Below are 9154 nucleotides of genomic sequence, written 5' to 3'. Positions count from 1 at the left end.
GGCTTGTGCCGCTGCCTGACGCTCTCGGCGTTTTGGCGCAAAGATAAATTTATCTACGCACCATAAAATGCCCGTCACCAGTGTGGCAATCACCAGAATCAGGGCAAACATATTCGCCATGCCAACTCCTTAGGATTATTTGCTGTCTTTACCGACATGCAGAATGGCGAGGAACGCTTCCTGAGGCAGCTCGACGTTACCGATCTGCTTCATGCGTTTTTTACCTTCTTTCTGTTTCTGCAGCAGCTTTTTCTTACGGCTAATATCACCGCCATAGCACTTAGCCAGAACGTTTTTACGCAGCTGCTTAACCGTTGAACGCGCAATGATGTGCGTACCAATGGCTGCCTGAATCGCGATATCAAACTGCTGGCGTGGGATCAGTTCTTTCATCTTTTCCACCAGCTCACGGCCGCGGCTCTGTGAGTTATCACGGTGGGTAATGAGCGCCAGCGCATCAACACGCTCGTTGTTGATCAGAACATCAACGCGCACCATGTCAGAGGCCTGGAAGCGTTTGAAGTTATAGTCCAGTGACGCATAGCCACGAGACGTTGACTTCAGGCGGTCGAAGAAGTCGAGCACCACTTCTGCCATCGGGATTTCATAGGTCAGCGCCACCTGGTTACCGTGGTAAACCATGTTGGTCTGTACGCCACGCTTCTCGATACACAGCGTGATAACGTTGCCGAGATATGCCTGAGGCAGCAGCATATGACACTCAGCGATCGGCTCGCGCAGCTCATAGATGTTGTTCAGCGGCGGCAGTTTGGACGGGCTATCGACATAGATAGTCTCTTTACCCGTGGTTTCAACTTCGTAAACAACGGTCGGTGCAGTGGTGATCAGGTCCAGATCGTATTCACGTTCCAGACGTTCCTGAATGATCTCCATGTGCAGCAAACCAAGGAAGCCACAGCGGAAGCCGAAGCCCAGCGCGGTAGAGCTTTCCGGTTCATAGAACAGGGAGGCATCGTTCAGGCTCAGCTTACCTAACGCATCACGGAAGTTTTCGTAATCGTCAGAGCTGACCGGGAACAGACCGGCGTAAACCTGCGGTTTCACCTTTTTAAATCCTGGCAGCGCTTTATCTGCCGGATTACGTGCCTGAGTCAGCGTATCGCCGACCGGGGCACCGAGGATGTCTTTAATCGCACAAACCAGCCAACCCACTTCGCCGCACTTCAGTTCGGTACGGTCAACCTGCTTAGGCGTGAAGATCCCCAGACGGTCAGCGTTATACACCTGCCCGGTGCTCATCACTTTGATTTTGTCGCCTTTGCGCATGGTGCCGTTTTTAATACGTACCAGCGAGACCACACCCAGATAGTTATCGAACCAGGAGTCAATGATCAGCGCCTGCAGCGGGCCTTCCGGGTCACCTTCCGGCGGCGGAATTTCGCGCACCAGACGTTCCAGAACGTCGGTCACGCCGACGCCGGTTTTCGCCGAGCAACGAACCGCATCTGTCGCATCGATACCGACGATATCTTCGATCTCTTCCGCTACACGCTCAGGATCGGCAGCCGGCAGGTCAATTTTGTTCAGTACAGGCACCACCTCGAGATCCATTTCCAGGGCGGTATAGCAGTTAGCCAGCGTTTGCGCTTCAACACCCTGTCCGGCGTCAACCACCAGCAGAGCGCCTTCACAGGCGGCAAGCGAGCGCGAAACTTCATACGAGAAGTCAACGTGGCCCGGCGTGTCGATAAAGTTAAGCTGGTAGGTTTCACCATCAGATGATTTGAAATCGAGCGTCACGCTCTGCGCTTTGATAGTAATACCGCGCTCACGCTCAAGATCCATCGAGTCGAGAACCTGCGCTTCCATTTCACGGTCAGACAGGCCACCGCAGATCTGGATAATACGGTCAGACAGCGTTGATTTACCGTGGTCGATGTGAGCTATGATTGAAAAGTTACGTATGTTCTTCATATAGTGTAATTATTGTGCCTTACGCCTGCCTGGGCAGGCTTTGAGAAGTCGCTGTTCTGAGCTTAACGTCGGTTTAAGTGAAACGCCGCATTCTACACTACAACGCTGAGGCGAGGAAATGTTCATAGAGCAAGGATGGCGGGAACTGGAAACAACTTAGCAAAGTCAGTGAAACTTTTACCGAAGTACGGCGAAAGTGCGCTTATCAGGCCTACGTAGTAACGGTCCTGTAGGCCTGATAAGCGCAGCGCCATCAGGCCTATATATCACTGGTGTGTTTCGACGCGAAGAAGGTCAGGCGGGAGAGCAACATTGAGAATCACCGGTTGCCAGGCCTCACGTTCAGCCAGCTTGCGTGAGAAACCACGAGCAATCAGGAATCCACCCACACCGCCCAGTATCGCACCGCTTAACGCGGCGATATCGCTGCCAAACAACACCTGGAACAATGCGGCAAAAACAAACAGCCCCGCCAGCGGAGACAGATAGACTAACATTGCCGAGCCCAACAGGCTGCCTTCAGCAATGCCTAGCTCAACTTTCTGACCGGGAGCCAGCGGTTCAACGCTAGGCACCACAATGGTGTGCGTTGTCTGCGGTCCCAGTTTATTCAGCACACGGCTTCCGCATCCGGCCCTTGAGGCACAGCTGCTGCACGACGCTTTAACGTCACAGCTGACTGTCGCCAGGCCATTTTGCCAGGAAACAACCGTTGCCCACTCTTTGATCATTGTGCAGCCCTGAACTTGATATTGTCCGCGATGCGCTTCGCCGTTTGCGGCGGAAGTTCACCAACGATAGTGATTTCGGCATTATCTCGTACGCTGGTACTGACCGTGCGGCGTCCGGTACGCAGGAGCTGATCGGCGCTGTTTTGCTGCGCGCGGTTCACATTCACAGAGAAGCTGAACAGCCCGTCAGAATAAAGACGCGATTCAATCGGCATATTGTCCATCGTCGGCAGTGGACGACGGCTGCTAGAGACTTCACTGAATCCTTGCGGCAACCACGATGGGCTCCAGTTGAAGTTGGTTTTCTCGCCTGCGGGAACGGATAGCAACGGCGGCAGGTTGGCTTTTGCCAGCGTCTGCATGCTGTCTCCAACGCCGCTATTCACAGTAAAAGCGATCACGCGGAACTGTTCCAGCGTTTCGCCATCCCGGTCAAGAAGATCGACGCGCATCGGTAGCTTAGTTTCGGTGTCCATCCAGACAATGTAGCTGTAACGAGTCCCGTCACGCGCCACGACGCGGAGCACTTCACAAAGCCTGTCGGCAATACGGGTTCGGCCTACCGAGATAAAATCATAGTAGGGTGCGAGACGTTTAAAGTCGGTGTAAATCAGAGATGGCAGAGAATCAACAATATAATCACCGTTCAGCGTGAACGGTTCGAGCCCCGGCTCAAAATAGCTGATCTCATTCCCACGTTGTACGACTTCCCGGCGTGGTCCATCTAATTGCAACAGTTGTGCAAGCGGACGGTTATCCAGACGAGCATGACGATAACGTAGGGATTCAACACCCTGTTTATTGATGCTGACGAAGGACAGCTCATAGGTGAGCGACTGGCTGGCCAGATTCATCTGCTGCAATAACGCCCCGGACGCAGGAGTGGCCGAGGCGTTGACAGAGAAGAACAGGCTACCAGCCACAAGTGACATGGCAAACCAAAGTTGCTTCATTACTGCGATTGCGTTCCTAAAGTTTGAATTCCTGGCACCTGTACAGCGGCTTGCTGTGTCTGTGCCTGCTCAAACTGAAGCTGTTCGGAGTGCAGTCGGCGCTGCAGTTCGTAATCCTGCAACATAGCATTGATACGACGACGCTGCTCCTGCACCTGCTGTTGCTGACCGCCGCTGCTGGCCGTCGCGTCAGAAGGTACACCCAAGCTCACCGGACTGGCTTTACCCATCATCGGTAATGTATTAAATACCGGCGTTTCGGGCTGCTGGGACGTTTCAGATTGCCCATTATAGTGCTGGACGCCAACGATAACTGCAAGCGATACGCACGCGGCCACACCCATTTGAGTAAGCTGAGCGGCCCACGGACGCATTTTCTTCCAGAATGGCATTTTCTGCCACTGATGTGGTGCTGGCTGGGCCTCAGGAATCAATGGCGCCGCCTGACGTACTGGCTCATCTGCGATGGCTGCCATTACTCGGTCGGAAATATCGAAATGGAGAACGTCGGCGGTATCACCTCGCATGGAATCGCGGATCAGGTGATAACTCTCCCAGGTTTTTTGCATTTCCGGGTCGTGAGTCAGCTCTTTGAGTAACTCAGTATCCAGCGTTTCGCCATCCATTAAAGCGGAAAGTTTTTCTTTCTGCATGCCTAATACCTTTTCCAGTATCCCGCTACCGTCAACGCCTGATAAGCGGTTGAACTTTATTATCAATAGCTTCCCTCGCTCGGAAGATACGAGAACGCACCGTACCCACCGGACAATCCATGATAGCGGCTATCTCTTCATAGCTCAGGCCATCCAGCTCCCGCAAGGTTATTGCCATGCGTAAATCTTCCGGGAGGGACTCAATAGTTCGGAAAACTATCTGTCTCAGTTCTTCTGACAACATTAAGTTCTCAGGGTTCGAAATTTCTTTCAGCGCACCGCCACTTTCGTAATTTTCTGCTTCTATCGCATCTATATCACTGGAAGGTGGACGACGCCCCTGAGCGACCAGGTAATTCTTCGCTGTATTGACTGCAATACGATACAGCCAGGTATAAAAAGCACTATCTCCCCGGAACGAATCCAGCGCACGATAGGCCTTAATAAATGCTTCCTGTACAACATCGGGAACATCGCCCGACGGTACATAGCGGGAAACCAGACTCGCCACCTTATGCTGATAGCGAACTACCAGTAAATTAAAGGCTTTCTGATCTCCCTTCTGGACCCGTTCTACCAGGACCTGGTCCGTTAACTGCTCGCTCATCCGAGGTAAAGTCTCCCCAAACCAAATTTCCACGCGCTTTCGAAACGCCACTCCATCAGCTGCACTATGAGCAAGCAATGACTTGGAGTGCTCAAGTTTCGTAAAGTTCCGTTACGCATTTGTTTTTGTTTGTCATGTTGTAGACAGGTCTTATCTCTCATTATAAGTCTACATAACCCGATCAACGCACTATCTGTACAGAAATGCCCATTAAACCGCTTGCAGAGTAACCCAACGGGCACTTTATTTCATCTCCTAATCTGACGCTAACGGCCTGCTACACAAAATATTTTTCATACTTTACCTCTCACTATGAATTTCTTTCGTGTTTAGCCATTGCAACACAATTAAAAATATAACGTGCAGTTTCGCACAATGTGGTGCTATGGTGACCAAACACTGTTTAGTAAATTAAACAACAATCATGAATACAACGCCTGAATTATCCTGTGATGTGCTGATTATTGGCAGCGGTGCTGCCGGACTCTCACTGGCTTTGCGCTTGGCTGAGAAACATCGGGTTATTGTCCTGAGTAAAGGGCCTGTGAGTGAAGGCTCTACATTCTATGCCCAGGGAGGCATTGCCGCTGTTTTTGATGAAACCGACAGTATCGATTCTCACGTCGAGGATACGCTGATTGCCGGCGCGGGATTGTGTGATCGCCATGCAGTTGAGTTCGTCGCCAGCAACGCCCGAACGTGCGTCCAGTGGCTCATTGATCAAGGCGTTTTGTTTGATACGCAGGTTCAGCCCAATGGTGAAGAGAGTTATCACCTGACCCGCGAAGGCGGCCATAGCCATCGACGTATCCTGCATGCGGCTGATGCCACCGGCAAAGAGGTCGAAACCACGCTGGTCAGCAAGGCACAAAATCATCCCAACATTCAGGTGCTGGAACGTAGCAACGCCGTGGACCTGATCATCTCCGATAAAATCGGCTTGCCGGGCACGCGCCGGGTAGTTGGCGCATGGATCTGGAACCGTAATAAAGAAGCCGTCGAAACCTGCCATGCCAAATCCGTCGTGCTGGCCACCGGTGGTGCATCGAAGGTCTATCAGTACACCACCAATCCGGATATCTCCTCAGGCGATGGAATTGCGATGGCCTGGCGCGCAGGGTGTCGTGTCGCCAACCTCGAATTTAATCAGTTTCACCCCACCGCGCTGTATCACCCGCAGGCGCGCAATTTTCTACTGACTGAAGCGCTGCGTGGCGAAGGTGCCCATCTGAAGCGCCCGGACGGCTCACGCTTTATGCCCGACTTTGATGAGCGTGGTGAACTGGCGCCGCGCGATATCGTGGCGCGTGCTATCGATCATGAAATGAAGCGTCTGGGTGCGGACTGCATGTTCATCGACATCAGTCATAAACCGGAAGAATTTGTCCGCCAGCATTTTCCGATGATTTATGAAAAGCTGCTGGGCCTGGGGATCGACCTGACCAAAGAGCCAGTGCCTATCGTGCCAGCTGCGCACTATACCTGCGGTGGCGTGATGGTCGATGATTATGGACGGACTGACGTCGATGGTCTGTATGCCATCGGCGAAGTGAGCTACACCGGGCTGCATGGTGCAAATCGTATGGCGTCTAACTCACTGCTGGAGTGCCTGGTCTACGGCTGGTCTGCAGCTGAAGATATTGATCGTAGAATGCCCTACGCACGTAGTGTAAGCACGCTTCCGGGTTGGGATGAAAGCCGGGTTGAAAATCCGGATGAGCTGGTTGTCATCCAGCATAACTGGCATGAACTGCGGCTATTTATGTGGGATTACGTTGGCATTGTACGCACCACTAAACGTCTGGAGCGAGCCCTGCGGCGTATCACGATGCTGCAACAGGAAATCGACGAGTATTACGCCCATTTCCGCGTGTCGAACAATTTACTGGAGCTGCGCAATTTGGTGCAGGTTGCCGAGCTGATTGTGCGCTGCGCAATGATGCGTAAAGAGAGCCGGGGCCTGCACTACACGCTGGATTATCCAGAGCAGTTGCCTGAATCCGGCCCTTCTATTCTTTCGCCGCTTAGCCATCACATAAACAGATAAAATGCCTGGGTCAGCGCGGTGTAACCTTCTGAGTAACGCTGGTCTGGCCCACGGATCACTAATCTGTCGCTAAAGCACTCCCCGGCCTGCGGGGAGAAAGCCAGCAGGACCCGATGCGGCAGCCGGGCTTCGGTTTCCGCCACATCCGTACGCAGACGCAGATGCCATCCCATGTTTAATGCCTGCTGGGTAAAAGCGTTACCAATCTGCTCCGGCAGTACCACGCAAAAAAAGCCCTCTTCTGTAATACTGTCCGCCGCCAGCGTTATCAGCGCCGCATGATCGAGCGTCGTGGTATAACGTGCCTGCTCGCGCTGTGGCGTACCACACTCCACGCCTTGCTCATAATAAGGGGGATTACTGATAATCAGATCAAAGCGCACGGTCTGGCGAGGTATCCACCGTTGAGCATCTTCAGTATGGATCCGGATACGCTGCCCCCACGGAGATTGCGTGATGTTTTCCTCTGCCTGTTGCGCGGCGTCAACATCCAGCTCCACCGCATCAATCAGGACGCTGTTATCTGTACGCTGGGCCAGCATCAGTGCTAACAAACCACTCCCAGTGCCGATATCAAGGATCCGCTTTACGCCTGCGACAGGGGCCCAGGCCCCCAATAAAATTCCGTCAGTCCCAACTTTCATTGCACAACGATCGTGTGCCACAAAAAACTGTTTAAAGGTAAACCCATTACGTCGAAGTACTGATGAAGACTGGGGCATGAAAAACAACCTTCCTGGAAAAAAAACGATAACATAGGATAAAAACAATACCTGAGAAGGTATATCCATACAAACAGATGAAGATTGCAGCCGTAACGTCTATAATCAGCGCCCCACACAGAGGTAGAACATGACTGTAACGACTTTTTCCGAACTTGAACTCGATGAAAGCCTGCTGGATGCCCTCCAGGAAAAAGGTTTCACTCGCCCGACAGCTATTCAGGCAGCCGCCATTCCACCTGCGCTCGATGGCCGTGATGTACTCGGTTCTGCGCCGACAGGCACCGGTAAAACGGCGGCATATTTGCTGCCAGTGTTGCAGCACCTGCTCGACTTTCCGCGCAAAAAATCAGGTCCACCGCGCGTTTTAATTCTGACGCCGACCCGTGAACTGGCAATGCAAGTTGCCGATCACGCCCGTGAACTGGCGAAGAATACGCATCTGGATGTCGCCACCATCACCGGCGGCGTGGCCTACATGAACCATATGGAAGTGTTCAGCGAAAATCAGGACATCGTGGTCGCGACCACCGGACGTCTGCTGCAATACATTAAAGAAGAGAACTTCGACTGCCATGCGGTTGAAACGCTGATCCTCGATGAAGCCGACCGTATGCTGGATATGGGCTTCGCGCAGGATATCGAGCATATTGCCGGTGAAACCCGCTGGCGCAAGCAGACCATGCTGTTCTCTGCCACGCTGGAAGGCAATGCGGTTAAAGATTTTGCCGAGCGCCTGCTGGAAGATCCGGTTGAGGTTTCTGCGGATCCATCCACCCGCGAACGTAAGAAGATCCATCAGTGGTACTATCGTGCAGATGATATCGAACACAAAACAGCGTTGCTGATTCACCTGTTAAAACAGCCTGAAGCAACGCGTTCTATCGTCTTTGTGCGTAAACGCGAGCGCGTGCACGAGCTGGCTGGCTGGCTGCGCCAGGCGGGGATCAACAACTGCTATCTCGAAGGCGAGATGGTACAAAGCAAGCGCAACGAAGCGATCAAACGCCTGACCGATGGTCGTGTGAATGTGCTGGTTGCCACCGACGTTGCGGCACGCGGTATCGACATTCCTGATGTCAGCCACGTGTTTAACTACGACATGCCGCGTAGTGGCGATGCCTATTTGCACCGTATTGGCCGTACCGGTCGCGCAGGCCGTAAAGGCACCGCCATTTCTCTGGTAGAAGCGCACGACCACCTGCTGCTCGGCAAAGCGAGTCGCTATGTCGACGAGCAGCTAAAGCCGCGCGTGGTTGACGAACTGCGTCCAACAACGCGCGCGCCAAGTGAGAAGTCTAACGGTAAGCCATCCAAGAAAGTGCTGGCGAAACGTGCAGAGAAAAAAGAGAAAGATAAAGAGAAGCCGCGCGTGAAGAAACGTCACCGCGACGCCAAAAATATCGGCAAGCGTCGCAAGCCGAGCGCAGCTGCCGCGCCGCAGTCTGACAAAGAGTAAACGGTATGCCGGGTTAATGAACCCGGCATTTTTTTACCTTCTTTCAA

The 9154-nt window shown here is 52.9% G+C and carries 9 protein-coding genes and 1 pseudogene; 2 read left to right on the top strand and 8 right to left on the bottom strand.

What is annotated here, in order from left to right:
• From FDX01_RS23715 to rseD, 7 genes and pseudogenes are all read right to left on the bottom strand, one after another.
• A pseudogene (locus FDX01_RS23715) lies at positions 1–120 on the bottom strand (S26 family signal peptidase); the annotation flags it as partial.
• 15 nt (positions 121–135) lie between these two features.
• Complete coding sequence (gene lepA, locus FDX01_RS10285; protein WP_096756125.1) at positions 136–1935, bottom strand: translation elongation factor 4; 1800 nt, start codon at positions 1933–1935, stop codon at positions 136–138.
• 266 nt (positions 1936–2201) lie between these two features.
• Positions 2202–2666 (bottom strand): SoxR-reducing system protein RseC, encoded by a 465-nt coding sequence (gene rseC, locus FDX01_RS10280; protein WP_115257751.1) that lies wholly within the window; start codon positions 2664–2666, stop codon positions 2202–2204.
• The gene (gene rseB / locus FDX01_RS10275; RefSeq protein ID WP_117343490.1) at positions 2663–3619 is read right to left on the bottom strand and encodes a sigma-E factor regulatory protein RseB; all 957 of its coding nucleotides are present in this window, start codon (positions 3617–3619) and stop codon (positions 2663–2665) included. Before rseB ends, rseC begins: the two co-directional genes overlap by 4 nt.
• Positions 3619–4272 carry an anti-sigma-E factor RseA gene (gene rseA, locus FDX01_RS10270; RefSeq protein WP_115257749.1) on the bottom strand — a complete coding sequence of 218 codons (654 nt, stop codon included), beginning with the start codon at positions 4270–4272 and terminating at the stop codon, positions 3619–3621. The genes rseB and rseA overlap by 1 nt, the downstream gene beginning before the upstream one ends.
• Positions 4273–4303: 31 nt before the next feature.
• Entirely contained in the window at positions 4304–4879 is a 576-nt protein-coding gene (rpoE, locus tag FDX01_RS10265) for an RNA polymerase sigma factor RpoE (RefSeq protein WP_003037573.1), read from the bottom strand.
• Positions 4876–5040 (bottom strand): rpoE leader peptide RseD, encoded by a 165-nt coding sequence (gene rseD, locus FDX01_RS10260; protein WP_135911581.1) that lies wholly within the window; start codon positions 5038–5040, stop codon positions 4876–4878. Before rseD ends, rpoE begins: the two co-directional genes overlap by 4 nt.
• A gap of 263 nt (positions 5041–5303) precedes the next feature.
• Between rseD and nadB the strand changes: the two genes are divergently transcribed.
• On the top strand, positions 5304–6926 hold the full coding sequence (nadB, locus tag FDX01_RS10255) for an L-aspartate oxidase (protein ID WP_137399727.1): 1623 nt from the start codon (positions 5304–5306) through the stop codon (positions 6924–6926).
• Here nadB and trmN read toward each other — a convergent pair.
• Entirely contained in the window at positions 6911–7648 is a 738-nt protein-coding gene (trmN, locus tag FDX01_RS10250; RefSeq protein WP_137399726.1) for a tRNA(1)(Val) (adenine(37)-N(6))-methyltransferase TrmN, read from the bottom strand. The genes nadB and trmN overlap by 16 nt on opposite strands.
• A 130-nt stretch (positions 7649–7778) precedes the next feature.
• Between trmN and srmB the strand changes: the two genes are divergently transcribed.
• Entirely contained in the window at positions 7779–9107 is a 1329-nt protein-coding gene (srmB, locus tag FDX01_RS10245; RefSeq protein ID WP_096756119.1) for an ATP-dependent RNA helicase SrmB, read from the top strand.
• Positions 9108–9154 lie beyond the last annotated feature (47 nt).

It is taken from the genome of Citrobacter sp. wls613, assembly GCF_005281195.1.
Lineage (GTDB): Bacteria > Pseudomonadota > Gammaproteobacteria > Enterobacterales > Enterobacteriaceae > Citrobacter > Citrobacter gillenii.
The sequence above is the reverse complement of the archived record's forward strand: the minus strand, read 5'-3'. Positions and strand labels throughout refer to the sequence as shown.

Excerpts from the sequence above, each read along its gene's own strand:
- lepA (WP_096756125.1), bottom strand. The coding sequence starts at position 1,935 with ATGAAGAACATACGTAACTTTTCAATCATAGCTCACATCGACCACGGT.
- rseC (WP_115257751.1), bottom strand. The coding sequence starts at position 2,666 with ATGATCAAAGAGTGGGCAACGGTTGTTTCCTGGCAAAATGGCCTGGCG.
- rseB (WP_117343490.1), bottom strand. The coding sequence starts at position 3,619 with ATGAAGCAACTTTGGTTTGCCATGTCACTTGTGGCTGGTAGCCTGTTC.
- rseA (WP_115257749.1), bottom strand. The coding sequence starts at position 4,272 with ATGCAGAAAGAAAAACTTTCCGCTTTAATGGATGGCGAAACGCTGGAT.
- rpoE (WP_003037573.1), bottom strand. The coding sequence starts at position 4,879 with ATGAGCGAGCAGTTAACGGACCAGGTCCTGGTAGAACGGGTCCAGAAG.
- rseD (WP_135911581.1), bottom strand. The coding sequence starts at position 5,040 with ATGAGAGATAAGACCTGTCTACAACATGACAAACAAAAACAAATGCGT.
- nadB (WP_137399727.1), top strand. The coding sequence starts at position 5,304 with ATGAATACAACGCCTGAATTATCCTGTGATGTGCTGATTATTGGCAGC.
- trmN (WP_137399726.1), bottom strand. The coding sequence starts at position 7,648 with ATGCCCCAGTCTTCATCAGTACTTCGACGTAATGGGTTTACCTTTAAA.
- srmB (WP_096756119.1), top strand. The coding sequence starts at position 7,779 with ATGACTGTAACGACTTTTTCCGAACTTGAACTCGATGAAAGCCTGCTG.